Annotated in this window: 28 protein-coding genes, 2 tRNA genes and 2 pseudogenes; 13 read left to right on the top strand and 19 right to left on the bottom strand. The window is 56.3% G+C overall.

Going from position 1 to position 22,669, the window contains the following annotated elements; all coding sequences use genetic code 11:
* Window positions 1–536: 536 nt before the first annotated feature.
* From P8T11_RS01015 to P8T11_RS01005, 3 genes are all read right to left on the bottom strand, one after another.
* Window positions 537–1,406, bottom strand: a complete 870-nt coding sequence (locus P8T11_RS01015; protein WP_268078739.1) for a toll/interleukin-1 receptor domain-containing protein — start codon at window positions 1,404–1,406, stop codon at window positions 537–539.
* A 131-nt stretch (window positions 1,407–1,537) separates the two neighbouring features.
* Window positions 1,538–3,196: an ATP-binding protein gene (locus P8T11_RS01010; protein WP_268078740.1), complete on the bottom strand. Its 1,659-nt coding sequence runs from the start codon at window positions 3,194–3,196 to the stop codon at window positions 1,538–1,540.
* Between the two features lie 12 nt (window positions 3,197–3,208).
* Window positions 3,209–3,721, bottom strand: a complete 513-nt coding sequence (locus P8T11_RS01005; RefSeq protein WP_268078741.1) for a HEPN domain-containing protein — start codon at window positions 3,719–3,721, stop codon at window positions 3,209–3,211.
* A 203-nt stretch (window positions 3,722–3,924) separates the two neighbouring features.
* Here P8T11_RS01005 and P8T11_RS29125 point away from each other — a divergent pair, with 203 nt between their 5' ends.
* From P8T11_RS29125 to P8T11_RS00995, 3 genes are all read left to right on the top strand, one after another.
* Window positions 3,925–4,059: an SOS response-associated peptidase family protein gene (locus P8T11_RS29125; RefSeq protein WP_347404734.1), complete on the top strand. Its 135-nt coding sequence runs from the start codon at window positions 3,925–3,927 to the stop codon at window positions 4,057–4,059.
* A gap of 563 nt (window positions 4,060–4,622) precedes the next feature.
* Window positions 4,623–4,868, top strand: a complete 246-nt coding sequence (locus P8T11_RS01000; RefSeq protein ID WP_268078743.1) for a hypothetical protein — start codon at window positions 4,623–4,625, stop codon at window positions 4,866–4,868.
* A 119-nt stretch (window positions 4,869–4,987) separates the two neighbouring features.
* Window positions 4,988–5,251, top strand: coding sequence for a hypothetical protein (locus P8T11_RS00995; RefSeq protein ID WP_268078744.1), 264 nt, complete (start codon window positions 4,988–4,990; stop codon window positions 5,249–5,251).
* 610 nt (window positions 5,252–5,861) lie between these two features.
* Here P8T11_RS00995 and P8T11_RS00990 read toward each other — a convergent pair.
* The 5 genes from P8T11_RS00990 to P8T11_RS00970 all read right to left on the bottom strand — a co-directional run bounded on the left by P8T11_RS00990 (window position 5,862) and on the right by P8T11_RS00970 (window position 7,903).
* Window positions 5,862–6,113: a hypothetical protein gene (locus tag P8T11_RS00990; RefSeq protein WP_268078745.1), complete on the bottom strand. Its 252-nt coding sequence runs from the start codon at window positions 6,111–6,113 to the stop codon at window positions 5,862–5,864.
* A gap of 294 nt (window positions 6,114–6,407) precedes the next feature.
* Complete coding sequence (locus P8T11_RS00985) at window positions 6,408–6,818, bottom strand: M15 family metallopeptidase (protein WP_268078746.1); 411 nt, start codon at window positions 6,816–6,818, stop codon at window positions 6,408–6,410.
* The gene (locus P8T11_RS00980; RefSeq protein WP_268078747.1) at window positions 6,815–7,105 is read right to left on the bottom strand and encodes a holin; all 291 of its coding nucleotides are present in this window, start codon (window positions 7,103–7,105) and stop codon (window positions 6,815–6,817) included. Before P8T11_RS00980 ends, P8T11_RS00985 begins: the two co-directional genes overlap by 4 nt.
* A 74-nt stretch (window positions 7,106–7,179) precedes the next feature.
* The gene (locus tag P8T11_RS00975) at window positions 7,180–7,677 is read right to left on the bottom strand and encodes a tail fiber assembly protein (protein ID WP_268078748.1); all 498 of its coding nucleotides are present in this window, start codon (window positions 7,675–7,677) and stop codon (window positions 7,180–7,182) included.
* Window positions 7,678–7,708: 31 nt separating this feature from the next.
* Window positions 7,709–7,903, bottom strand: coding sequence for a DUF2280 domain-containing protein (locus tag P8T11_RS00970; RefSeq protein ID WP_268078749.1), 195 nt, complete (start codon window positions 7,901–7,903; stop codon window positions 7,709–7,711).
* Window positions 7,904–7,988: 85 nt separating this feature from the next.
* Here P8T11_RS00970 and P8T11_RS00965 point away from each other — a divergent pair, with 85 nt between their 5' ends.
* From P8T11_RS00965 to P8T11_RS00955, 3 genes are all read left to right on the top strand, one after another.
* Complete coding sequence (locus P8T11_RS00965; RefSeq protein WP_268078750.1) at window positions 7,989–8,618, top strand: hypothetical protein; 630 nt, start codon at window positions 7,989–7,991, stop codon at window positions 8,616–8,618.
* A gap of 71 nt (window positions 8,619–8,689) precedes the next feature.
* On the top strand, window positions 8,690–9,202 hold the full coding sequence (locus P8T11_RS00960) for a hypothetical protein (protein ID WP_268078751.1): 513 nt from the start codon (window positions 8,690–8,692) through the stop codon (window positions 9,200–9,202).
* A 45-nt stretch (window positions 9,203–9,247) separates the two neighbouring features.
* Window positions 9,248–10,234: a putative phage abortive infection protein gene (locus P8T11_RS00955; protein WP_268078752.1), complete on the top strand. Its 987-nt coding sequence runs from the start codon at window positions 9,248–9,250 to the stop codon at window positions 10,232–10,234.
* 48 nt (window positions 10,235–10,282) lie between these two features.
* Here the strand turns inward: P8T11_RS00955 and P8T11_RS00950 are convergent.
* From P8T11_RS00950 to P8T11_RS00940, 4 genes and pseudogenes are all read right to left on the bottom strand, one after another.
* Window positions 10,283–10,771, bottom strand: a pseudogene (locus P8T11_RS00950) (DNA cytosine methyltransferase); the annotation flags it as partial.
* 24 nt (window positions 10,772–10,795) lie between these two features.
* Window positions 10,796–11,911 (bottom strand): annotated as a pseudogene (locus P8T11_RS00945) (IS3 family transposase).
* Between the two features lie 32 nt (window positions 11,912–11,943).
* On the bottom strand, window positions 11,944–12,219 hold the full coding sequence (locus tag P8T11_RS29190; protein ID WP_431521704.1) for a DNA cytosine methyltransferase: 276 nt from the start codon (window positions 12,217–12,219) through the stop codon (window positions 11,944–11,946).
* Window positions 12,182–12,400, bottom strand: a complete 219-nt coding sequence (locus tag P8T11_RS00940; RefSeq protein WP_268078753.1) for a Com family DNA-binding transcriptional regulator — start codon at window positions 12,398–12,400, stop codon at window positions 12,182–12,184. Before P8T11_RS00940 ends, P8T11_RS29190 begins: the two co-directional genes overlap by 38 nt.
* 184 nt (window positions 12,401–12,584) lie before the next feature.
* Between P8T11_RS00940 and P8T11_RS00935 the strand changes: the two genes are divergently transcribed.
* The 5 genes from P8T11_RS00935 to P8T11_RS29185 all read left to right on the top strand — a co-directional run bounded on the left by P8T11_RS00935 (window position 12,585) and on the right by P8T11_RS29185 (window position 15,679).
* A complete protein-coding gene (locus P8T11_RS00935) occupies window positions 12,585–12,863 on the top strand; it encodes a hypothetical protein (protein WP_268078754.1) in 279 nt (92 codons plus the stop codon).
* A gap of 269 nt (window positions 12,864–13,132) precedes the next feature.
* Window positions 13,133–13,516: a hypothetical protein gene (locus tag P8T11_RS00930; protein WP_268078755.1), complete on the top strand. Its 384-nt coding sequence runs from the start codon at window positions 13,133–13,135 to the stop codon at window positions 13,514–13,516.
* 291 nt (window positions 13,517–13,807) lie between these two features.
* Window positions 13,808–13,903: transfer RNA gene (locus P8T11_RS00925), tRNA-OTHER, on the top strand.
* An 8-nt stretch (window positions 13,904–13,911) separates the two neighbouring features.
* Entirely contained in the window at window positions 13,912–14,748 is an 837-nt protein-coding gene (locus P8T11_RS00920) for a hypothetical protein (protein WP_268078756.1), read from the top strand.
* Between the two features lie 172 nt (window positions 14,749–14,920).
* Window positions 14,921–15,679: a YiiX/YebB-like N1pC/P60 family cysteine hydrolase gene (locus P8T11_RS29185; protein ID WP_418910256.1), complete on the top strand. Its 759-nt coding sequence runs from the start codon at window positions 14,921–14,923 to the stop codon at window positions 15,677–15,679.
* Window positions 15,680–15,700: 21 nt separating this feature from the next.
* Here P8T11_RS29185 and P8T11_RS00915 read toward each other — a convergent pair whose 3' ends face one another.
* On the bottom strand, window positions 15,701–16,249 hold the full coding sequence (locus P8T11_RS00915) for a hypothetical protein (protein WP_268078757.1): 549 nt from the start codon (window positions 16,247–16,249) through the stop codon (window positions 15,701–15,703).
* Complete coding sequence (locus tag P8T11_RS00910; protein ID WP_268082472.1) at window positions 16,239–16,577, bottom strand: RusA family crossover junction endodeoxyribonuclease; 339 nt, start codon at window positions 16,575–16,577, stop codon at window positions 16,239–16,241. Before P8T11_RS00910 ends, P8T11_RS00915 begins: the two co-directional genes overlap by 11 nt.
* Window positions 16,578–16,710: 133 nt before the next feature.
* On the opposite strand from P8T11_RS00910, the gene P8T11_RS00905 reads away from it, so the two are divergent.
* The gene (locus P8T11_RS00905) at window positions 16,711–17,052 is read left to right on the top strand and encodes a hypothetical protein (protein ID WP_268078758.1); all 342 of its coding nucleotides are present in this window, start codon (window positions 16,711–16,713) and stop codon (window positions 17,050–17,052) included.
* A 590-nt stretch (window positions 17,053–17,642) separates the two neighbouring features.
* On the opposite strand, the gene P8T11_RS00900 is transcribed toward P8T11_RS00905, so the two are convergent.
* Window positions 17,643–17,816: a hypothetical protein gene (locus tag P8T11_RS00900; protein WP_268078759.1), complete on the bottom strand. Its 174-nt coding sequence runs from the start codon at window positions 17,814–17,816 to the stop codon at window positions 17,643–17,645.
* A gap of 35 nt (window positions 17,817–17,851) precedes the next feature.
* Between P8T11_RS00900 and P8T11_RS00895 the strand changes: the two genes are divergently transcribed.
* Complete coding sequence (locus tag P8T11_RS00895) at window positions 17,852–19,000, top strand: tyrosine-type recombinase/integrase (protein ID WP_268078760.1); 1,149 nt, start codon at window positions 17,852–17,854, stop codon at window positions 18,998–19,000.
* Between the two features lie 75 nt (window positions 19,001–19,075).
* Here P8T11_RS00895 and P8T11_RS00890 read toward each other — a convergent pair.
* The 4 genes from P8T11_RS00890 to pheT all read right to left on the bottom strand — a co-directional run bounded on the left by P8T11_RS00890 (window position 19,076) and on the right by pheT (window position 22,661).
* Window positions 19,076–19,152: transfer RNA gene (locus P8T11_RS00890), tRNA-Pro, on the bottom strand.
* A 244-nt stretch (window positions 19,153–19,396) separates the two neighbouring features.
* Complete coding sequence (locus P8T11_RS00885; protein ID WP_268078761.1) at window positions 19,397–19,840, bottom strand: MerR family transcriptional regulator; 444 nt, start codon at window positions 19,838–19,840, stop codon at window positions 19,397–19,399.
* 58 nt (window positions 19,841–19,898) lie between these two features.
* Entirely contained in the window at window positions 19,899–20,240 is a 342-nt protein-coding gene (locus P8T11_RS00880; RefSeq protein WP_006218744.1) for an integration host factor subunit alpha, read from the bottom strand.
* A 3-nt stretch (window positions 20,241–20,243) separates the two neighbouring features.
* Window positions 20,244–22,661: a phenylalanine--tRNA ligase subunit beta gene (gene pheT, locus P8T11_RS00875; protein ID WP_268078762.1), complete on the bottom strand. Its 2,418-nt coding sequence runs from the start codon at window positions 22,659–22,661 to the stop codon at window positions 20,244–20,246.
* Between the last annotated feature and the right edge of the window lie 8 nt (window positions 22,662–22,669).

Raw genomic sequence — 22,669 nt, 5'->3', positions numbered from 1 at the left:
ACTCGCCTGCTTTGACGGCATTGCAGCAACAACAATAGAGCAACCTTCCCAGATTGCTCCAACAATGAGAAAGGGGGTTAGTGATTTTCATCACTAACCCCCTTAGGGTATTGCTGGTCGGGACGGCGGGATTCGAACTCGCGACCCCTTGCACCCCATGCATAGGGGCGAACTAAACATCGTTATTGTTCAACAACTTAGATCTACGCTCGCTGCAAACGTTGCGCAACGATGCTCACAAACGAGCACCTATGTCCCCCACAAAGTCCCCAGCAAGCTCCGCCGATGGATGACTTTCATGCCGGGGCGGTTCCCGACTCCGGCCGGCAAGTCCCGCCGTCAAGCGGGGGGAGCGGAAGGATTCCGGATTTCAGCATGGCCATCGTACCTGCAGGCGCTAGAGCACCTTGGCATGCCTCTTGCCAGAAGCGGGCGTGATCCACTGACTGCGCAGGTCCCTTGAGCTCGTTCGTCCCGCTCAAACTGCAACGTGAGGTGATATAGGCGGCCCTTTGGTCCACGTCCACGCATAGCCCCTACGAAAATAGGGCTACCCGCTCTTCAACGAAACGAGCAATTTCCTGCGGGCTGAACCGTTGACCGTCTACGTAACCGTCTGTTTTAAAGACGCCGTCGACTGAGCCATCGTCCATCTTTACAAACATAATCTTCTTGTGATCACGCTCCATGATAATTTCTTTGATTGCCCGAAACTCGATGCCGCACCAATCCTTCAGTTGATAGTGCCGCCCTATAAACACCACGATCAGTTTAGAGCGGTTTCGGTAAATATCCTGAAGCAGGGTATCAAGCGACGGCCGTGCAAGCTGAGAAACATAGTTATTGTCGTAGAAATAGGAATTTGGACCAATTAGCCTTTCTAACTCCTGAGCGATCTGTTCGACGACAGGCCGCACTTCCCCGGGAAACGACAGCGCCACATCGAATAAGTGAGTCGAAATATCGACGGCTTTCGTAATATCACGAGCCCACCCCGGCAGATTAATCCCCCGCTTTCTGAGCTCACGAGCCACATTTACGTTCTTCACAGCCCAATGAGACCTGTTCAGTTCCCATTTGGTAATGTCTAAGTCAAAAGCCAACGACTGGAGGTCGTCGGCGGACAGGAAGGGGCTGATATCCCTTATTTCGTATTCGATGCGAACCTGATCCTGACGTCGGGTGATGTCGCGGATGATCCCAAATTTTGGGGCCTGTTTGCAGGACGCCTCGTAAGCGAATATACACGGCAAACGCTGAAGTTCGGCGACCGCAGTAGCGTCAAGTTTGCCAAATTGCTTCGTAATTTCAGTGTCGGTATACTCCCTGACGCATCTGCTGGTTTCGATGAGCCAAGGTTCTCCGCTCCAGCCTTCGCCGTTTCCCGTCACCATCAAGTTGTACATGTGCGCGAATCCAGTCCGATAGAATCAACTAGCCATTAAACGCATGATTGGCATCAAAGTTTCGCGAAGCTATCCTGCACCACAGTGCAGGCAGCCGCCGCCGCGGAGAATATCTGCGCTGGAGCATCTGGCTAAAGCTCCTGAGCAGGCAAAATTGAATCTGATAGGCGCGCCAAATCGAGCATAGGTGCACGCCGCAATAATGATACAAGCCTCAGAACAGTATCACCCACGCGCGCAGGCTCTGCGCTTCGAGTCCGCTTTAAAACCATATGGCCTTTCTCAAAATCCAAGACGTAAAGATTTTGCTTGAGTCTAGAACCTGAGTACTGACTGAGATCTAACAAATATACTTCAGACCGCTGACCAGCATGATGAGGGTCGGACAAACTTGCATTTATAAGGTGAATCATGCGCAGATCCGCAAGGGCTTGCAACGCGCGGTACTCGGCTTGATGTAACTCTTTATCGCGGAATTCAATACGAAAAAAAGTGATTTGCTGTTCGCTCAGCAAGAAATCCCTGACAATATTAAGAGAGGCGACCAGAATGGCAGAGCGACCGGAGGTGGCCGCAGCATCGTCCTCAAGCTCTTGTTGTTTTGTCTGACTAATGACACCAGCAGCATTGTTTACGTCTTGAACGCCCACTGTTTTGGCATTTAACCGCTGCCTAGCGGTTTGAAGTGACGCCGCGCAAAGCGTTAAGAAATCTCGAGGCACGCCGCCGGAAGCTAGCACCAGCCGATCGACCGCGGAGGCGCTAACAACGCTGCTCAGCGGAAGGGCGTTGCTTTCTTCCACGTAGCCTCTAAGAATTTTCTCTAGGAAGATTTTCGCCTTTTCCGGTTGTTCTAAGGTCACGTCCAAATTAATAATGGCGGCGTCATGTCCTGTCTGAAGCCCCGTGGGCGGATCAGGAATGAACCAGCGCGTCTGGTGTTGTATACCCGCTACCTTGAGCCAGACGGGGCAATCTCGAGTGACCCCATGAATAAGGTCTAAGAATTTCGGAACATCGCTACTTCTCACATAGTGGATATCATCGAGGAAAATGAACAAAGATGAGCCAGATTGAAGACAAAACCGTGCACACGCTTGCTGTATCTGCGGCACCAGCAAAGCAACGTCTTCCAGTGATGATCCGGTATTCGGCTGAAACCACTGCTCTATCGTGGCACGCAAAAGCTTCAACGATTCATGCCCGTGAGATGATTCGGATCTGGCAGCGTAAGCACCGAGGATCAGGTCACATATCCGGAGCGCTACAGTAAGAAATGCATGCGGAGCTCCCAACGACCGAAGCGACTGCATATTGACCCAAAGAACGTGGGATCCTTGTAATTCCAAGACTCGCTTTGCTTCGAGCAATAAGGCCGTTTTACCAACGCCACGGCGGCCAAAAATCAGATGATGCCGCGGAGAGATAGCCAGGCTGAGCCGTTCTGCCACATCCCCGATATATCGGAGGCTGGGCTGCGTCTCCGATGTTCGGGATCGGGCGTTGAGCAAACGGATGAGGTCGGGAATGCGCTCGTCATGCACGCCGGATACGCGAGCGTTATCCATTCCCAGTGCGACGGCCTTGGAGTGTCGAACGGTAACGAACCCATTATCCAGCAACTCATCGATGCGCTGAGCGACAGACAGGGCAACTTCATAGTCCCTGTCAACCTCAATGATCGCGATCACTTCGTTCGGGAACGTCCTGATCTGGAGAGACACAGGTCGAATGCCCGCCGCCTCAAGCTCGTTCTCGATGATTTTCCGCGTTGTTGCTTCTAATGACATACCGCAGGTTCTCTAAGTTTTGGAATGGAGATAGGCTCGCGACAGTTTCACTAACATGCGAGCATTTTGAAGCAGTTCCCCGGCAGAGTCGCTAAACTCCACGTCGCCTGCGGGGTAAGGGTCATAGTCAGCACGGTTACGCTCAAGCCTGGCAATTTTAAGTCTGTTCTTCCACTCGTCACAGTCAGGAAAATCCGCGGGGAGCTTCATCGGAAGCACTGAGTGCCCCTCATGGTCGTCACCTCCGATCGCCAGATATGTGACAGCGCGAGCGGCATGGTACATAGCATAGTAAGCCCTGCTCACCGTCGCGCGATGGTGTGGGGCCTTCGCCCGTGCTGCAGCACTTGCCTGCCTCAGATGGAGATTGGCCAGCTTTAGTCGATCCAGTGCCACGCGAACTTGCAATTCATGTATTGACCTACCAGACCGAGTGGTCAGCTGAACGCCTCGAGCGAATCCTCTCAGAGTCTCCTGATTGGATTTCGAAACTAACAGCAGTTCGTTTTCAGTGATCCTTGGCATGGGCTAGCCGGGTCGAAGTGGAAGATATACACCACCAAGGTGTGTCGTCCAGATAGATTAGCAGATACATTTCGATATATCAGCTTAGTACGAGAAACGTGGCGGGCGGGGATGGTAGTGGTCAATCAGGGCGTGGGCATCCGTCGAATGGGAGGCCGTTGTAGGCCGCTGGGGGGGATCAGCGCCACGACCAAGGGGACGGCTTGAACAAGGCCTGCAAACTGTCTACCTTAAATGCCCGCAGCGAGACAGCCGCCAGGTCCTTCACATTCAGGAATGCCTGGCGGCGCGAGCAGCAATGCATCATCCCGGCCGACGCGATCTTCGCCCCCGATTGACAGCCGGTGGGCGAAGGACACAGCAAGAAGTCAGTCAGCGCCAGCTCTACGCGAACCAATGACGCACCGCTTGGCATCGCCGCCCTCTGGGATCGCTGGCGAGGCGCCGCCGGTCAGTGGCAGAAGAGCTACACCATGCTGACCACCTACGCGGACGATGCCCCCCCCTGTTCAAGCACCTCCACCAGCCGAACAAGGAAAAGCGGATAGTCGTCATTCTGCCCGAGGGCGCCTACGGCGATTGGCTCACGGCCAGCGACAAGCAAAGCCGACACTTTCTGGCGCCCTTCCCTTCCGACAGGCTCGTCGCCAAGCCTCAATCTAAGCAGTCCTAGCCTAGCTTCTGATAGTACAGATCCTGCGCGGCCGCTAGTGACGCGCGCATCGTAGATCGTGCCGACGTCACCGCGGCTGAACCACAGTTCGTATTGCCACATGCCATCCAGAAAGACGCGGCAAATCGTCCAACCAAGCTGCTCCAGTGCTCCGTCCTGCGCACCCATCACCAGGGCGAGCGTCGCCGCGGCAACTACCCGGGCCAGCCCGTAGTCGGCACGGCTCGCATGTACTCCATGGTCAAGTTCGGCGCCACTGTGCCGAGCGCAATCCCCGATCTGCTGAACCCTCAGTTGCTGACCTTCTCATCGGACCGCAGCATGATGGTCGTCGGCTTCGAAGAAATCGACGGCCGGCGCTACTACCAAGGGTGGAGGATGCAGTGGCTGGCAGCGTATGTTAGAGCTCTAGTCCGAATCGAATGCCTTACGACGACCGGGCTGATTTATGACCACCCGAGTGCTGCTAACTAAGCCCGCTTTCTGTACTTTTCCAAATATGAACCGAGACCTTGAAATGGTATGCTTCGCACCAAAGTAGCAAATATGTATCAATTAGGAGCAACCGTGCCAAGCCTACCCGAGGGTCAACCATGACTGTATTTGTCGTCATTCCGACCGGCTTGCATGAGGTCCTAGAACATTCGATCAAATCGAAATTCCCGGCAGCGCACAAGAAACTGTTGAACGGTGAATGGCTTGTGTCGTTCCCTGGAACTGCTCTCGAGTTGTCGAACGAGTTGGGTATCACTCCGGATGGCGCTGGAGGATTAGGGATGGTCCTCGCTATCACGAGCTACTATGGCCGCGCGCCCACCGATGTGTGGGAGTGGATCCAAACTCGCTGGGAAAAGTGAAGAATGTCACGATCTCGCGCAAGTGATGTCAATCAGGCGATGGGCGCCCCGGGGCAGATGCCATCTTCTGCTCCGACGTTTCCTTCACATGACCACAGTTTCACGCTCCAAACGGTCATGGAGCTGCAGAAGACGGTCGGAGTTCTTCAAGGCAATGTCTCGGCCCTGTCCAAGACGATTGACGACCACTGCACAGCAACTGAACGTCAACTCGATCGGGCTCTCCAAGAAATTAAGGGTGTAGTGAAGGACTCCAGCACTGGCGCGAAAGATGACCACAAGCAGGTCTCGGGGGATCTGAAGGACCTGCACAAATCTGTCCACTGGATCAAGATACAAATATCGACCTTTGCCGCACTTTTGATCATTTGCGGATCGGTAGGCGGATGGTTCGCCAATAATCTTTGGCAGCTAATAAGCTCCGTCGCCACCCCTGCCATCCAAGACTCGATAAAGGCGGCTACCGGCAGCATACCTAAGCCGACGCCTCCCTCATCTCCCTCATCTCCCTCATCTCCCTCATCTCCCTCATCTCCCTCAGCCGTCCCAACGGACGCAAAGAGCTAATGGCGTATGCCCGACACGGAAACAGGCGCCGCATGCGCCTGTTTCATTTGGGCCACGCCCGCACCGTCTCCCGATGCCGAGACGCGCATAGCCCCCACAGCACCAGCACCTGCCCCTGCGCCCAGACCTGCCAGTCGTCGTAGCTGTCAGGGTTTTGCGGCGGATCCGGGATGGGCGGGCACGGCTCGGCTAGCCTGCGGTCCAGCGGCGGCACCTCGCGCGGCACGTACTGCGTCGGTGAGACTGCGCACCCTGACATCATCAGGACGGCAGCCAGCAAGAAGGGGTTTCGCATTTTTCAGTGCCTTAGTGATTTCGCCCACTTGGGCCGGAAGTGCGCCGGCGTCGGCTGCCGCGCGGGCCGCGGCTGCCGCGATCGCGCCGATGTCGACGGAGATGGCGTCCAGTACCGCGGCGTTGGTATCTGCCCTGGTCTGCTGGTGGTCCCGCTGAAGCCTCAAAATGCGGACATCCTTGCGCCAGCCCTGGGCAGTCCATGCCGCGCAGCTGGCCAATGCGGCGGCCGCCAGCGCGACCGCCGCGTAACCTTTCCATCCTGCGAGCACCTGACTAAGCTTGCCGGCGCCACTCATGCCCGGCCTTGCCAGTCGCGTGGAATCTGGAAGTGCGGCCCGTCCTTGAATGACTTCCAGTCGCCGCCCCACTCCACCGGCACGCCCAGCTCCGCAGCGCATGCCTTGACCACGTCGGCCAAATCGGCGAAGGCCAGCCAATCGTTCCAGGGGATCGCCCTCCGCACCAATGGCGCCAGGTCGACGGCGTGGCCGAAACCATCGGCCTGTGGCAGGTGATAGCTGTTCATCGTTTGACTGGCACCCTTGGTCACGTACTCGCGCTGCAGCGCCAGCGTCCGGACGCCCTCCACCACCATGAAATCCACGGCCGTTCGCTGAATCGCCAGTTTGACGACTTCGACAAGGTCGGGGTGAACGCCGACCAAGCGCATCAAGCTACGTTGAGAAAGTCGGAATTGACTCATTTCGGATCCCCCCCAAACTTAAAATCAAGCAGTCGGCGCGCGGCGAATTCAAGCACCTGTTCACCCAAAATCCCAACCGCCGCACCAGCACCAATCATCACAACCTGCGGCGCATTCGGAAACGGGATATAGATCAGCGCCACCGCCGTGCTCAGAGCGCTGCCCAAGATCGTCCGGCCTACCGCCACTTTCCAAGACAGCTTTTCCTTGCTGGTCAACGCACACCCCACCGCGATGAGAGCGCCCATCCCGGCCAGCCACGCAAGTGTTCTTTCCCAATCGTTCATCGCACGCTCCGCTTAGACGCAAAAAAGCCCGCGCAAGCGGGCCGGGTTGGCTAGTATCGAATTAAGCGCCATCACTACGGTCGTTCCGGCCAAACTACATCAGCCGGATAGCCCTCTTGGCTTTCCACCCGATACAGTGCCTGGCAGTAAGCGCGCAGCGCCTCGTGACGCTGCCTCTCGGGGTCCGAGGCGCCACCAGCATCTACGATGACTTGCAATGCTTGGAAGTCCAGTAAGGCAGGGGCCAAAAGGACGTGCATCTTGGCCTTGGCATCTTCGGCAGTGGGCGCCCTGGCAGCTATCTTGCCGTCGACCACGGTCCAATCCCCATCGGCGTCAAATCCTTCGGGTACGGATGAAGCGGGAACACTCCACACCGCTTGATCAATGGGATACAACGCCGACGCATCCCGGCCGAAGGCACAAACTCGGCCCGTCTCGTCCGTGCATACGATCAAGCTGTCGGCGGCGAACTCTTCCTGTGCGGCATACCAATCGACGCCATCATCGTCCTGAAGGTACTGCACGCTTGGCACCGCATCTTCAGGCACATACTTACAAAACACTCTCATCGATGTCTCTCCTATCGTTCGATGGATACGGTTACCCAGCTTCCCCGCCACAGCTTCTGAAGGGGCCGGTACCCGCCACCTTCGTCGGGTCGTACCGTGCGACCTGGGTCCTAGGCACGTCAACGCCAAATTCCTCCCTCACCGAGTCGGACACCTGCTGGGGTGAGTCGTAGCAAGCCAGCTCCTGGACGATGAAGCGCTGGTGCACTTCGGTCAGTCTCGCCATCTCCTCGATCCCCAACCCCAATACCGCGCAAACTATGGTAAACGTCTATTTGTGACCGTTTAATTCATACTGTGTCTAAACTACGATGATGAAAGTTCTTTGGTATGCAATTCTCTGCGCCGCCGTGCTGTCGCTATTCTTTGGGCTGCTGGGTTACCGCACGCTATTTCGTCGAGCCCCTGCAGACATGATGGACACGCCCGTGGTGCCGGCAAATTCGATTGTCGATGCGTGGGGCACGATCTATGCCCAGGCCTCGTTTGCGGAAATGGAACACGCGAAGCTGTATTTGGTTCTTTCCAGCGCTTTGCTGGTCGCATGTACTGCGGCGATGACCTACTGGCCCGGAACTGATCTACCAGTTGCGGCAGTGGCCCTCACACTGTTAGGTCAGTTAGTGGCCGCCCTACCCCTCCTAGGCGCTAGGGATTCACATGAGCGGCGCATGGCCAAGTTTGTCAGTATGAATTTGTCACCACACGATTGGCCACTAAAGGACATGAGCCTGTCGTTACCCATTATTCAATCCAGCCGCACCGTAAAAGCCGCATCCATTTTCTCGTTGTCATGCACTGCGATTGGCGCACTGTTGCTCATTCTGCAGTTGATGTTCTCCTCCGCGAAAAGCTGTAGCGTGCCCATCGCCCCCACCCTCAAAGTATGCCCAGTTAAGGCCGACGCGTCGGCTAAAGCTGAAACCCGCGAGGAGCGTTAACCCAAGATACTCACCATGGCGAACCTCTATAGCAGCGCCATAGACATTACCAACCTCATTCGCTTCCCACTATGCACAACCCATCGTTTCATGAGCCCAAAAAACCACTCTCGCTCGGCAATCTGATCCTCTCCGCCGGGGGCATCGCCGCGATTAGCGGTGTTCTAACATGGTTTGGAACAACTTCCTACGAACGCGGAGAGCAATCCAGTCAGCTTCAACACCTCAGTGTGAAGCTGGCAAAACTCGAGAATGTGGATGAGCGACGAGTGGCCATGAAGGAACGCGCCGAAACAGCTGAAAGGGATGTCAAGGATCTCCGCGATCAAATGTCACGACTGCGAGGCGAGTTGGAATCGGCAAAGCGAGAACTGGGAAAAGCACAGGCTAGTATTTACAAAGCGGAGAAGTGTGTCTATCTGGAGACGCTCGCCCGCAGCAGTGAGATTCAATATCTGACAGCTTCGAAGTGGGCAGTTGACGTCGCAAACGGATATACAAGCCAATACTATAGAGAGGCGTCATCCAATTACGGCCTTGATCGCACAAACCTTACCGCGTGCTTGACTAGTTCAACGAACTAACCGATCCAAAACCTTTTAAGTAAAAGCTGCCAGCAGAGCGAACGCATGCCAAAGAATACACAACACAACGAAGAACCTAGGGAGCCGCAGCGCGCGGCCGAATCGAATTTATTCCTCTTTTGGGTACTCCCCGGCGTTCTAGCCTTAGCGTGCTTAGCAGCTTATGCCATTGTATTTAGAGGAAACCCAGCTGGTGAGCCCGAGTCCTGGGGCCAGTTCGGCGATTTTTTTGGAGGCATGATCAACCCTGTGGTCGGCATGATAACGATCATTCTTCTGGTAAAGACTTTTCGCGCGCAGCAAGAAGAACTTCGCAGTCAGTTGGCGCAAGCTCAAGAATCCGGGGATGCACTAAAAAAGCAAGCCGAAGCCACCGCGTTGCAGAGCTTTGAGCAGACTCTGTTCACATGGTTCGGAAATTACAAACAAATCGTCCATGGGCTACACACTCAGGAATACGACGATTATGGGGAACTAAAACCGCCACGTGTTGGCCTGGATGCCATTCGCAAGTGGGCATTTAAAATTCGATTCTCATGGGAAAAAGAAAACGCCTTCGAAAGGAGATTACAGGAAATGGCAAGGAAGCGAGCCGATCCTGCCACGCTAATTCAAAGCGAGATCGAAGAGGCGGCATCAATACTGATGCAAAAATGGGAGGATCTGATGGCGGACGGTTCTCATGAAATAAAACCAGCCATGCGCACATTATTCGGGATCTTTAAATGGATAAGCTCACACCCCGACGAGTTTCTATCAATTGAAAAAAAACGGCTTTACAGCGGAATAATTAGAGCCCAGCTCACCGACAACGAGCTCCAACTGCTCTTTTTCAATGGTCTAACAAAACGCGGGGAAGCATTTTCAAGTCTCGCAAATAAATTCGCGTTGTTCGACAATTTGGACAACCCGAACGATTTCCGCATGCATATACTGCTTAGGTCAAGCCGAAATCTGTATGAACCTTCGGCATTTGGCACGAACCCGCCCAATTTCTTCATGAATCCGCCAGCGTCGAAGTCGACGCCTTGAGTTTTTGCCTTGGCTCGCTAGAACGGCAGTTAGTGTCAAATTTCGGTCTCAGGGCCAGACGTCGACCTTCCGACGAATATGGCGCGCGATCCATTCGATGACCGGCGGGGCAACGGCGTTTCCGGCAGCATGAGCCTCTGCAAAGTTGGCCGCATCCAATCCGAGGCAAAGCCCATGATCTTTAGACGCTCGCCGCCGCTCAACCATCGAATGCCCGCCCCCTTCGGCAAAGACCAGGCCTGAGCCAGCGACGGAGATTTGAGCTCCAGACTTGCCGGCAAGTAAGGTAGGGTAAGCCCATCCGTCCAGTCCACTGTCCCCTTCGTCCGGGCGCGTCGAGCCAGAAATAGTTCCCACTGGCGCGGCGTCAGCCAGCAGGCCAATGGGGGGCTGCTGTCCCAGACGTCCGACCAAGAAAACGCGACGGCGTTTTGCGGGGACTCCGAAATATTGAGCATTAAGCACCCTCCAGCATCCCACATACCCGCACTCGGCAAGGGTCTGGACGACTGTTTGAAAGTCGCGGCCATCATGGCTAGAGAGGAGCCGTAAGCACCCCTGTCAAGTAGACATCGGTTGATAGACGATCGGAGCAAGGGTTAGCCGGGGCATGAATTGCACCGGCGGGAGGCCACCCAGCGATTCATGCGGGCGGTACTGGTTGTAATCGACCAGCCATTGATCGGTAATCGCCTGGACCTGCTCAAGGTTGGCGAACAGGTGCGCGTCGAGCACCTCGGTTCGATAAGTTCGATTGAAGCGCTCAATGAAAGCGTTCTGATTTGGCTTGCTCGGCTGGATATAGCGGATCGCGATGCCCTTTGCGCTAGCCCATTGGGTGAACGCCTCTGAGATCATCTCCGGACCGTTATCCAGGCGTATTGCGTCAGGCGGCCCATAGCAGTCGATCAAACGGCTCAATACCCGAATGAGGCGTGCAGACGGGATGGACACGCCTACCTCGATGGCCAAGCACTCCCGGTTCGCCTCGTCGATCACGTTCAGAGTGCGAAACCGCCGGCCGCAGTAGAGAGCGTCATGCATGAAGTCGAGCGCCCAACAACGATTAGGCTCTGTGGCCAGATCCAGCGGCTGTCGCGGTCGGTCGGGAAGCCGCTTTTTGCAGCGCCGAGGCAAATTCAGACCCACGTCGCAGTACACCCGATGAACGCGCTTTTTGTTCCAGCCGCGACCGTCGAGGCGCAGCCGGGTGAAACACTTCCAGAATCCCCAACGCCCATGCCGGGTCACAATGGCATTGAGAGCATCAATGACTTGGGAATCCCGCTCAGATGCCGGCATTGGCTTCTTGTAGTACGCCGCCCGCGATAGGCCGGCAATCTGACAAGCGCGCGTGATTGAGAGCTTGGCTTGCACCAGCTGTCCCACCACTTCGCGCCTGGCCGACGGCGTCAGGATTTTCGATTCAAGACATCCTTGATCGCTGCATTCTCCAGCGCCAATTCGGCAAACATGCGTTTGAGCTTGGCGTTTTCAGCTTCCAGTTCGCGCAGCCTCTGCAACTCGGAAACTTGAACGCCGGAGAACTTGCTCTTCCAAAGGTAATACGTGGCGTTGCTGATGCCGTGTTTGCGGCACAGCGGCGACCGGCATGCCGGCTTCGCCTTCCTTCAGAACAGCAACGATCTGGCTCTCGGTAAATCTGCTTTTCTTCAAGGGAATCTCCAACTCAGGGAGGCTCCGAAATTCTACCGGGCGGTGTCTACCTGAAGGGGGAGCTTACGTTGGCAGGGAAATCCCCCGACAACGACGTCGACGCGGTCGAGCTGGTCGGCCCCGACTGCGCACACATCTTCGAATTGCTTTGCGTGAGGGAATCGGTCCGCAAGGACTGCGCGGGCGATTGGGTTGATTTCGACTTGCCAGGCGGTGCGAAATCCGGCGCGTTCAAATCCAATATCGAAACCGCCGATGCCTGCGAAGAGGCTACCGACGGTCGGTTGCGATTGTCCTGCTGCATACATGAGCATCCTCTTGTGTGGATGCTCCAGGGCATGCGCGGAAGTGGCTCGCGGCGCTCTGGGCGCTCAAGGCCATCGAAAATGAGTTCACGGTCTTGCACCGTGAACATTTAATGCTGAGCCGAAGATAACCGGCAGATTCAGCGAGCTTGCGCCCGCAATTGGCACAGCGTAGTTCTTCCATGAGTCAACTTGTAATTTGTGTTACCGTCCTCTCACCTGTACAGGTGAGACGGCCTTGGGTTGCTCACGGGGTTAGACCGTGGGTCGGCTGGCGGTCGTGCAGTTACAGCTGCTCGGCCGTCGCCGTCTTCTTTCAATCGATTTGCTCATTCTTGACACGACGCTGTCATTTCTTGGAGAACCGCTTGCCCCAACATACCGTCACCGTGTCCGTCCCGATGCCAATTCATATCGAGAAGTCCGATAGCATCGTCGACGTCTTTAGCGATGGGAAGCGGCTTGGCAAGCTGCATATCAGCCAGGGTTCCATTGACTGGAAAGCTGCTGGCAAGTCGACACGGGTGAAGCACTATTCCTGGGAGCAGTTTGCCGCGCTCATGGAGAACGGCAAAAAAACGGAAAAACGGATTAGTAAGGCTGCTCCGAAGAAAAAGACGGTGCGAAAGAAGTCCACACCGGTCTAACGCAACGAAAATTCTAGTCAACTGCTAAACACTCTGAAAAGCAGTCAGTCTAGTTATCCCGGCATTTAGCCGACCGCAACCCCATTAATACGATGAGCATTTCTGCAATTTCCCTGGCCATACTTGTAGGCATCGTCTGCATCGGGTTGGGGAGGCTGTCAGCCAATAGTTCTCGAAGCGTGCGCGGCAAAGAGCGGGCGCCTCGCCTCGCTCGCATTAGCTCACCGAAGCAACATCTGTCGCTAAACCAGCAACAGCTGCGAGAGGCAATGCTGGTTGAACGCGAGCTCGCGAAACTAATGGCGACGTTATCCGCCGCCGCCATAGCTGCGCTGGTCGCAATGGGCCAGGCAAAAATGATCGGGACTTTCATGATGACCATCGCCATAACCGGCCTGCTACTTGCACTAGTTGGCAGTCTTGGCGTATTCAGTCGGCATCATGCAATGACCCTAAATCCTGACCGCCGGCAGAAGCTTCAGAGACGCGCGACTACTTTACTAAACAGGGTGAGGGTCACCATGATTTGGACCTTCGTGTTGATTGCATACGCTGCGACGGCGACGATGGCGAAATGTGATCGCTCGCGCGCCCTACCTTGGCTGGTTACGGAAACCATGTGTAGCCAGGTGGCCGAAGTTCTTCGCGGATAGGAAAAATGGGCTTTGACTGCCAAGGACGACCGGGCGAGAACCGATCGTGAAGATCTGCAAGTGAGCACCTGAGGCGACAGTCCCGGATTTACTGCTGCACTGCGTCTACACGATGCATCAATTAAAGCAGAAGGAAAGCCATACTCACAGTTGCTGCGAGTGTGGTGATATTTTTGCCTATTTGTCCGGACGCGTCAACGACCACATACCGAGTCGGTACCGGAGATCCTCGGGAGCGCCAAGCCAATGATACAGTTAGCAATGTTAGTGAAATTGAAATACAATTACCGCGTACAAGTGGTCTGCGGTAAAGGCGTTCTCCTTCATCAAGGTCCGGCTGGACCTTCCTCAAAGAGAAAGATGCAAGTTCAAATCTTGCCTTGTGCAAAAAAACGATGAACACTACCCCTGCTCGAGCTCAATTCAAAAAACACTTAGGCCAAGCTAATCATTTCATGATCACAAGCTTGGTTGGCTTACACCACCTTGAAGCCTCTGACGTGGTAGAAGCTCCAGCAGAATTGCATACAAGCTGGAATCCCCACAACAAGACTGCATCAACTGCACGATCCAGAATTTTTGTGCTTCAGTCTTCGCTTGGCTGGGCAGTCGATTCTCTTGACATGTATATTTCATTGCTCAACAGGAAGCCCGACTACATTCGAGATCCAGCGTTGAAGAGTGAGATCGACGGCGCCGGCCGTTCCGTCTACAAAAAAATATTCGCGGTCGGAAATCACTACAAAATATCGGGCGATGTCTTGGCTCTGGTTGACGTCCTGATCACGTGGCGCAATAACGTTTTTCACCAATTAGGTGACAACGCACTGCGGCAATCGTCAATTGACTTCCTTTTAAGCAACGAAGAGGAAATACAAAGCAAATATAGAGGATTATCGCCCGCCCAGCTACCGGAAAAAGCCGCGAGTGGCGACATTTTGACATTTAAAGAAACTGCGTCTTTAATTTCAGCCGCCCAGCATTTTGTTCAAGAAGTTGACGAAGCCATAATTACCAAGCTGGATCTTCGGACCTTCTGTCAAGAATTAGTTGAAGAACAAATTAATGGCCCCGACCGCTCTATAGGTTTCATATCGAAGTACTTCAGCCTCAACCCTTCCGACAGATCCAGATTCGTTTGTAATTGGCTTCAAAATAACTACGGAATAACGGGTATAAGCAGCGATATCCTTGACGAATGCTGCAGTGTAAAGAGAAGCAGCACTTCATAGGAAGATCGTTTAGCGCGCTCGTCCTTTGCTGTGCTCCTCCTCTCACATTCCAACCACACTCATGATCAGCCACAGCAGGTGCGTTCAACCCCCGTCGCGCAGCCTAAAAGCTCAACAACCCGCTTTGATAAATTGATCCATAACTCCTAGATCTTTCGCCTCAAACTCCGCAATGACCGAATTCCCATCACTTTCCGGCGATCTAATTTTCTTTTCACCGAAAAAAAGTATATCTGCGAATATTGGTATTCAGAGAATACTGCGCCACGGGAAAGCAATGCATAGCCATATAGCAATCGTTGCTAAGCAAGGAAACTCCCTTCACGCGATGCCAAAAATCGGCGTACACATATCTTCAATTCGCTCACTTCTGAAAGACAAGCAGGGAAAATTTTCGGTGTATAGAAATAGAGACTTGTGCACGAGTAGCGATATCGTTGAGCTGGAGGAGCATATTTGGTTTTACAACCATCAAAAATATAACATTCGATTTTTTTTAGCAAGCCGCCACGACGCATCGTTCTGTTCAGAACTAGTTAGCAAAGCGTATGCTGAGATCGAGCGGCCGATATCAAATAAAAATCCTTCCAAAACGCTCCCAATCGATATATATAATTACATAACTTCCAGTAACGAATGGGATAACGTCACGAAACTATATGAGGACTTTTTCGTAAGGGAGGATTACCCGGAAGTCCTAGAACTGGCGAGTAACTTTGTCCAAAGCATAGAAGAAAGAAACCAGGCAATGACTTACCAGCAACACATACTAAGAAACACTATAAGATCAATTGCGGAGAGAGATGGACTACCCAATCCAGAAATAAAAATAAGAAGAAGCTATTGGACTGACCCGATTGCCCGTAGACAATCGAAACTCCTGGACACCTTGCTCGCGAAGACAATATCCACGTTGTTCACGCGAAAATAGTTAGTTGAATTAAGGTTCTGCCTAGGATGGGCACGTAACGACAAGTGCAACATCCCTCATCACGTGGTCTAACGAGGCCAACGCCGCTTCCCGTTCCGACCCGGCCAGACATCGGTATGCCTGCAACACATCGTGCAGAGTCGACTTCGGCACATCGAAACGATCCGAAAGATCGCGAATTCTCGGCCGGCCTCGCAGCATTCGGCAGACCAGCATATCGGTCACCAGGCGCTCCCTGCCCTCACCCACCGGGTTCAGCCATTCCGACACCTTGCGAGCACTCTCAGCGCCGTCCAGCCCCGTAGCATGCTGCGCGCGCAGCAGATGGAACCCAATGCCGTTGCCCAAGGTCCGCTCCATCAGCTTGACGATGAACACCGCCTGCGCGTGCCACTCATGCGGCGAAAGACCCGATAGCGCCTTGCGGTCGTAGGTCGCGTCGAAACGCTCCCGTAGCGCCTCACACACCATCTGCGTTGGGTTCTTCGGCTCGATCGACAGAGCCAACATAAGGTAGGCAACCGCGATCGCGTGCTCTGCGCACGCAAAGGTCCCGGCTTCACGGCGCATTTTTCTTTACTCCCTGCGCGGGTTCCATGTCTAACACGGTCAGCACGACGGCCATGCCCGGCACCAGGCCGTAGATCTTGCGTTTGCTGGCCTGGACCACTTGAGCGTCATCGCGGTATGCGACCCCGTTGCAGCCGTCCTTGATGGCCTTCTCGACGTTGTCGGCATCAGGCTTCACCGTCGGAGCGATCAGCCCTTCAACCGCGCGGCGCTGCCGCACGCCGGACCAGGATTGCGGGATCGGTAGGACTATGTCCAGGTCCATGCGTATAGGCCCCGTATAGGATTCGCGCCCTGCCATAGCCTGGGCCGCGACAAGCTTGACCAGGCTTTCATCCGAGCATGTTCGTGGCCTGCCAGGTCAAGCAGTACGACACCGAGGCCAAACCGAAAGATCGCCAGACCATTTCCATCGCAACCGTCGCGGAGTACCGCGCACAACAGAACAAAGGACGTTGAACATGACGACGGAAACAGCCACCGTTCAAGCGTTGCGTTCCCCTGCCGAGGCACAAATGCCTGCAGTTTCCCCCGGCTTCGGTAGCTTGCAGAGCTTTGAGCTGATGCAGCGCGCCGCGCGCCTGCTTTCCAGCAGCGACCTGGTGCCCGAGCAGTATCGGGCCACCATCGAAAAACGCGACAAGTACGGCAACATCACGGACACGCGCGAGAACCCGAAAGCGCTGGCGAACTGCGTTGTGGCGCTCAACATGTCCGAGCGCATGCGCGCCGATCCCCTGATGATCATGCAGAACCTTCACATCATTGAGGGTCGCCCTTCATGGTCTGCCGCCCGGTCGTGAGGAAGCCTCTGAGCTACGACAGGACCATGCGAGAGGCCGCGATACGCGCGGCTGCGGCGCAGCCTCCGATGGTCCACGCGGTCAGCAACGTGGTCACGTGGCGGGAGACGCCGATATGAATGCGACAACTTTATTGGCTACGAGAGACGTCCCCGACCTGGACGTCGGGAACATGCTCTCTCATGAGATAGAGCCGTCCAGCGTTGACGCAAATTCCACACGCTCCAATAACCCTGCCAAAACCACTTTGCCCGTCGCCGTTTATCGATGCGTCGACGAGCTCTCGGATCTGGCCGACGTACGGCTCTCGCACCCACAACCATGCATCCGAATCAGCAAACGAATGCCCATGGACCGTTGGTTGCTCGCTTGGAAGCACATGCAAAGTCCAGCTGTCGACCGGCTCGCCTTTCGAATCTCGCTTGTTGACGTAAAACGTCCACTCGTTCATGCCAATGCCTCCCGTGGCTCGACCGTTCTTCCAGGCAGCGATCTTCTCACGTCTGCCGTAATCACTGACATGCGGGGTCTAGAAGGACATGCCTAATCTCAAGCCCCGCTTCATCCGGGCCGGAAAGGCACCGGCATATCTAGGGATGTCCCGCACCGTCTTCACGCGCGATGCGAGGCCGCACCTGCTCGAGTTCTCGATAGGCAAACAAGGTATCGGCTTTGACCGCATCGAGTTGGACCAATTCGCCGAACACTACAAGCAGGTACACGCGGTCGAAAAAGACATCCAGCCCTTGCTGCCGCGAGGCCAAGTGGATTCAGAATTGCAGGAAGGAATCACCGGGACATGGCGCAGAAAATCACAGGTCTATACCAGAAAGACGGGATCTGGCATATCGACAAACAAATCAAGGGGATCGGCAGAATTCGAGGCAGCACTGGCACAAGCTCTCGGAAGGCAGCCGAAACCCGACTCCAAGAAGCGATCGACGAGGCTCGCGCCGCCGCGGTAAGCAAGAAAGAAGCCATACGCTCGCCAGTCTTCCGCGAAGCTGCGACCCGGTACCTAAAGGAATACGCTCATCAGCGATCGATCTGGCTATCTGCAACCTATCTAAAGCAGGTGGACCCTTACATCGGGGGGCTGCAGCTGCACGAGATCGATAGCGAGGCGCTGGAGCCCTATGTCGAGGATCGTCTGGAGGCCGGGATCAAGGCAAGGACCGTGAACATCGCGTTGCAGCGCGTAGTACGCGTTTTGAATCTCTGCCAGCGCAAATGGCGGACGGCAGAGAAGCGACCGTGGCTTAACGCCGTGCCGTTGATCGAGATGCTCGACGAGCGCACATCGCGCAAGCCTTACCCGATCTCGTGGGATGAAGAAGACCTTCTGATGGGCGAGCTGCCGCTGTATCTCAAGCGGATGGCGCTGTACACGGCCAATACAGGCTGCCGCGAGCAAGAGGTGTGCAAACTGCGCTGGGAATGGGAGATTCACGTACCTGAGCTCCGCACTTCGGTCTTCCTGTTGCCAGCAGACTTTGGTGACCGGTTTGACGACTCAGGCGTGAAAAATCGCGAAGAGCGGCTCGTGGTGCTCAACGACGTCGCCAGTGAGGTCATCCGGCTTCAACGCGGTTTAGATAAGGAATGGGTGTTCCCATTCGAAGGAGGTCCGATGTCGCGAATGAATGCGACCGCATGGCGTAGCGCGCGCAAGCGCGCTGCGTCGGCTTGGGAGAAGAAATACGGCAAGCCGGCGCATCCGGACTTCGCACGGCTTCGCGTGCACGATCTAAAACACACGTTTGGGCGTCGGCTTAGGGCTGCGGACGTTTCGCATGAGGATCGTCAGGTGCTGTTGGGCCACACGAATGGCAGCGTCACGTCGCACTACTCTGCTGCGGAGCTGGGCAAGCTGATCGAATTGGCCAATCGCATTACACGCACCAATGATCACACGCCTACGTTGACGGTATTGCGCCGACAACAATAGAGCGAAGTCCCCAGAAAGTCCCCACAATGAGAAAGGGGGTTAGTGATTACTATCACTAACCCCCTAGGGTATTGCTGGTCGGGACGGCGGGATTCGAACTCGCGACCCCTTGCACCCCATGCAAGTGCGCTACCAGGCTGCGCTACGCCCCGAAAGAAAAAGAGTATAGCAGAACAAAAATTTGTTTGCACAGATTGGTGCAAAAAAAGTGCTTAATACTCAAAAAAATTTGCGCCTCATGTTCGTCGCTTGCATCAGCTACATACAAGACGGCGCATGACGCGCAAAGGCACTGCGATGTGCAACGCACGTTGCTGAATCAGCGTCGCGCGTTGCGGATATTTCGTACTGTCGGAAGATCTTTGACGACGATGAAGCGGTCGATCGGCTCAGCGCTCAGACCGCGGTGCCAACGTTGCTGCCGCTTGCGGTGTGGGCGGCGCTGGGCGCGTTCGCGGGCAAGCCCAAGGCGTCGGCCAACATCGTCGAGACGTTGGCGAGTTCGTTGCGCAAGCCTTGCATTTCGGCCCCAGACAAACGCACCGCTGCATCTTGGTCGTGCGGCATGTCGCGCGCATCGCCCAAGCGGTTGCGTGCGCCGCTGATGGTGAAGCCTTGTTCATACAGCAAGGAACGGATGCGGCGGATCAGCAGCACTTCGTGGTGCTGATAGTAGCGGCGGTTGCCGCGCCGCTTGACCGGCTTGAGCTGGGTGAATTCCTGCTCCCAGTACCGCAAGACATGAGGCTTGACGCCACACAGCTCGCTGACTTCACCAATGGTGAAGTAACGCTTGGCGGGAATGGGCGGTAGCGTAACGGTGGATTCAGTACGTGTCATAAGCGAATTTTATGCCGCGAGTAAGCTGGGTGCCGATAACAATTACCGACAAAGCGTATCACTCCGCGGCGTCGGGTGCCGCAGGGGTGGCCTGCTCCACCACGCTCTTGAGTTTCTGACTCGCGTGGAACGTGACCACGCGGCGTGCGGCGATGGGAATGGTCTCGCCGGTCTTGGGGTTGCGGCCCGGGCGCGGCGGTTTGTCGCGCACCTGGAAATTGCCGAAACCCGAGAGCTTGACGGAATCTCCGCGCGCCAGCGCGTCGCGGATTTCTTCAAAGAAGGTATCGACAATGTCCTTGGCTTCGCGCTTGTTCAAGCCGACCCGCTCGAAGAGCAGTTCGGCCAGCTCAGCCTTGGTCAGGGTGCGTGGCTCGGCAGCAAGCATACTGTTCCCCATGGTTCATGTACGCTGGCGCGCGCCGTGGGCGCTGACCAATGCATCCTTGATGCGGGACAGGCAATCCGCCACACGAGCTTCGTCCAGGGTGACTTCAGTGTCCTGTAGCCAGAAACGGAAAGCAAGGCTTTTCTCCGTGACGGGCTCGCTGCCCTGGGCCTTCTCGCGCCACACGTCGAACACGCGCGCATCCTGCACAACGGCCAGTTGCGCATCGGCCTTGACGGCTGCGAACACAGTATCCAGCATCGATTGCGTAGACACCGAGGCGTCGACCCACAAGGCCAGATCGCGCACCACCACCGGTTGACGCGAGAGCTCGCGCACTTGGGGCAGCTCGCCTTCAGACAGCGCGTCCACGTCCAGTTCAAACACAACGGGAGCATGCACCAGGTCTGCTTGCTGCGCCCAACGCGGATGCAGTTCGCCGATCCAGCCCACTTGCTTGCCGTCCAGTTCGATGCGGGCGCTGCGGCCCGGATGCAGTGCCGGATGGGCGGCGGCTTCGAAACGCAAGCGGCGGCCGCGTGCGCCGAATAGCGCCTCGACATCCATCTTCACATCAAAGAAATCGACTTGGCGCGTGGCAATGCCCCACTGCTCTTCAACGGCCGGCCCCCAGGCGACACCCGACAAACGCATCGGCTGGCGCACGCCTGCAACTTCCAGGGGACCATCTTGCGCATCCGCGTCGCGCATGAACACGCGGCCCAGTTCGAACACACGAACCCGCGACTGCTTGCGGTTGGCGTTGTGGCGGATGTTGGCGACCAGACCACCAATCAGGCTTGAACGCATGACCGACAAATGGCTGGCAATCGGGTTCACCAGGCGCACGGGCGTGTCGTTGCCGGCGTAGTCACGTTCCCAGTCGGCTTCGACGAAGCTGTAGTTGACGACTTCCTGGTAGTCCTGCGCGGCGGTCAAGCGGCGCAGCGCATGCGCGCCGCGGTGCACTTCGGGCTGCGAGAACATCTTGGCGCGCGCCATCGGCGGCACATCGGGAATGCTCTCGAAACCATAGATGCGCGCCACTTCTTCGATCAGGTCTTCCTCGATCTCAAGATCGAATCGGTACGACGGCGGGTTGACGATGAAGTCATCGCCTTCAACCGTGAATTCCAGACCCAGGCTGGCGAAAATCTTCGCGACCTGTTCCTGCGTGACGGGTACGCCCAGCACGCGGTGGCAACGCGCCAGGCGCATGCGCACAGGCGGACGCGCGGGCAGATTGACGGCCTGATCGTCCAAGGGGCCGACTTGGCCGCCACAGATATCAACGATCAGGCGCGTGATGAATTCAGTGTGCTCGGGGATGCTGGCGTAGTCCACGCCGCGCTCGAAGCGATGGCTGGCTTCCGAACTGAACTTATAGCGGCGCGCGCGGCCGGCGATGGCTTGCGGCCACCAGAACGCGGCTTCCAGATAGATGTTCTGCGTGTCCAGCGTTACCGAGGTGGCTTCGCCGCCCATGATGCCGGCCAGGCTTTCCACCTGATCGCCGGCCACAACCACGCCAACCTTCGGGTCCAGCGTGACGGTCTGGCCGTTCAACAGTTCCAGCGTTTCGCCTTCGCGCGCCCAGCGCACGGAGATGTCGCCGCCGATCTTGTCCAGATCGAATACGTGCGACGGACGGCCCAACTCAAGCATGACGTAGTTCGAGATGTCGACGAGGGCCGACAGCGAACGTTGGCCAGCGCGCTCCAGGCGCGACTTCATCCAGTCGGGCGTTGCGGCGCGGGCGTTCACGCCGCGGATCACGCGGCCGGCAAAACGGCCGCAAAGGTCCGGGGCTTCAATCATGACGGGCAAACGCTCGTCAAGCGCCACCGGCACCGCCACGGCGGTCGGCACGGACAGGGGCGCACCGGTCAAGGCGGCCACTTCGCGCGCCACGCCAAGAATCGACAGGCAATCGGCGCGGTTGGGCGTGAGCTTGAGCGTGAAGAGCGTGTCGTCCAGGTCGAGCGCTTCGCGGATGGACTGACCGGGCACCATGCCGGCGGGCAGTTCCAACAGGCCTGCGTGGTCTTGCGACAAGCCCAGTTCGCGGGCCGAGCACAGCATGCCCGACGATTGCACGCCGCGCATTTTTGCAACGCCGATCTTCATGCCGCCAGGCAGTTCCGCGCCGACGCGGGCCAGCGGCACCTTCAGGCCGGCAGCCGCATTCGGCGCACCGCACACAATTTGCAGGCGTTCGCCGGAACCATCGTCCACTTGGCAGACGCGCAGCTTGTCGGCGTCGGGATGCGGCGCGATCTCGACGATGTGACCCACGACCACACCGGTAAAGGGCGGCGCGGCGGGCGCGGTGTCTTCGACTTCCAGGCCGGCCATGGTGAGCCGGTGCGCGAGTTCATCGGTTGCGATTGGAGGATTGACCAGCGTACGCAGCCAGGATTCGGGAAATTGCATGATCAGCC

The organism is Achromobacter spanius (genome assembly GCF_029637605.1).
Taxonomy (GTDB): Bacteria; Pseudomonadota; Gammaproteobacteria; order Burkholderiales; family Burkholderiaceae_B; genus Achromobacter; species Achromobacter spanius_E.
This window is presented reverse-complemented; position numbering and strand designations above follow the sequence as displayed.